Source organism: Parafrankia discariae, from assembly GCF_000373365.1.
GTDB classification, from domain to species: Bacteria; Actinomycetota; Actinomycetes; order Frankiales; family Frankiaceae; genus Parafrankia; species Parafrankia discariae.
This window is the reverse complement of record NZ_KB891180.1, coordinates 1-2,135: the sequence shown is the minus strand read 5'-3', so window position 1 is coordinate 2,135 and position 2,135 is coordinate 1. Positions and strand designations below refer to the sequence as shown.

Here is a 2,135-nt window from a genome sequence, read left to right as displayed (position 1 = left end):
TCTTCGAAGGCGGCCAGCTCGTCGAACGCCCCACCACCACACCCATCACCCAAGCCGCCTAACGATCACCATCCACAAGTCTTGACTATTTCTCGTCGCGCAGGAGGCCGCGGGTGAAGCGGTGAAGTTCGGACAGGTCGTCGGCGTCGACGGCGGCGATCCAGCTGTTGAGCCGGTCGCCGTGACGGTCGGTGAGCATCTGCGCGAACGCGGTGACATGGCCGGCGGTCTTCCGGAGGTCCGGGCAGCGGGTGAGGACCTGCTGTAACGCGAGGGTGTCCTGGTCATCCAGGTGCTCGGGGTGCGTGAGGAGCCAGCGGGTGACGGTGCGGACCTTCGGTGCCGTCCGTGCCGGGGGCGCGGCTGTGCTTCCGCCGGCGCGTAGGGGGCGCAGGTAGGCCAGGACCACTGCCTTGCTCCCGGTGTAGCCCTGGTCGCGGATCTCCCCGAACAGCTGGCTGCCGTTGATGATCCCAGCGTTGACCCGCTCGGTGAGGTAGGGCTCCCACGGCCGCAGGATCGAACCGCGCCCGTCGCGGGCCTTGGCCAGGACGTCGTCGACGCTGGTGGCACGGTAGTACTTGCGGACCGTTCCTCGAGCCAGACCGAGCCGGGCAGCGATCGGTTTGATACCCACGCCCGCGGCCTTGAGCTCCTGGACGGCGGCGTACCGCTCGCGGGCATGCCGCACGAACGTCCGCTGCCCGAACTGCGCGTCCCGCGCTGCGGCCACCGCGCCATCGAGGTCCGCCCGCGGCTCGTCCGCAGCCTGCTCGGTGGCCGGTGGTTGCGCCAGGCAGGAACGGTGCCGGGCAACCGTCGACTCGACATACCCGGCGAGATTGCTCCACAGATGGAAGCGATCCGCCACCTGCACCGCGTCCGGGGCGCCGGTGCGGGCGCCGTCGGCATAGGCACCGGCACGGTCCCGGCAGATCACCTGCGTGCCGGGATGCTCGGCCAGCCAGCCGGAGAACGTCGCCGCGTCCCGGTCGGGCAGCAGGTCCACCGGCCGGTGGCTGTCGAGATCGATCAGGACCGTTCCGTAGACCCGACCCCGGCGCAGCGCGAAGTCATCCACCCCGAGGACTGTCACCACCCCGATCTGCGGGTCGGATAGGCCCCGGACTCGGCGTAGCAGCGTGTTCCGACCCGCGGGAAGCCCCATCCGGCCCGCGAGGCGTGCTCCGGCTCGGCCCGCCAACGCCAACCCGATCGCTTCGATCATCCGACTGGCGAGCGGGGTGAACCGGGCATGCGGACTCGTCAGACCCACGACCTGCTCCGCGAACGTCACCCGCGGACAGTTTGCTGTCAGGCAGCGGAACCGCCGAACCAGCAGATCGATCTCCACCTGAGCACCCGCGATCGCCGCATCGACCAACCGCCGGCGATACCGCCCGTGGACCCGCTCCGAGACCACCCCGCACCCGGGGCACCCACCAGCAGCTCCTCTAACACGGGCCCGCAACCGCAGCCGATCACCAGACCGGTCCACCCGATCGACAACGAGACCCGCCAGATGCGGAAGGAGAACCCCAAGGTCAGAGAGGCACCCGACACATGATCACAGAAGGTCGATCATGGTCAGCGCGCCGCCCGGGGTCAGCCTGATCACAAGATCAGGGACAGATCCCACATTCAGCCGTCGTTGGCAAGGGGCTGTGCGGGCGGATCGGGGGCCGGTTCGGTCGGGCGGAGCCGCAGCGGTGGGTGGGCGAGTGAGCTTTTGCCAACCTGGCTGATCGCGGGTGGGGCAGGCATGGAGGCCGGGTCCGGGAAGAGGTGAAGCTCCTGGTAGACGGGTTGTCGACCAAGACCACCCTGTCCGCCCGGAGCTTCGCATGCTTGTCTACCCAACCGGTGTCGATCTGTCCACCCGCACCCTGCGTTTCCTCACCGACCGGCTGAACGCCCACCGCCGTGAACGCGGGACCCGCTGGCGGCGACTGCCCGCGGACCGCCAAGCCCTGCTCGTGCTGGCGCACCTGCGCCGCGGACACACCTACACCCAGCTCGCCGCCGGCTTCGGGATCGGGGTTAGTACTGCAACGGCACTTGTGGGTGTCCTCGCCGTCGGTAGTGGCAGCGTCTGGCCTGGTGTTGACGGCGTCTGCGCCAGGTCGACCAGGCCC

At 69.5% G+C, this 2,135-nt stretch carries 2 protein-coding genes; one reads left to right on the top strand and one right to left on the bottom strand.

Going from position 1 to position 2,135, the window contains the following annotated elements; translation table 11 throughout:
* Positions 1 to 85 precede the first annotated feature (85 nt).
* The gene (locus B056_RS0109645; RefSeq protein WP_268258365.1) at positions 86 to 1,498 is read right to left on the bottom strand and encodes an ISL3 family transposase; all 1,413 of its coding nucleotides are present in this window, start codon (positions 1,496 to 1,498) and stop codon (positions 86 to 88) included.
* A 346-nt stretch (positions 1,499 to 1,844) separates the two neighbouring features.
* On the opposite strand from B056_RS0109645, the gene B056_RS35970 reads away from it, so the two are divergent.
* Positions 1,845 to 2,135, top strand: a 291-nt coding sequence (locus B056_RS35970) for a transposase family protein (protein WP_230202924.1), incomplete at its 3' end; no start/stop codon positions are given.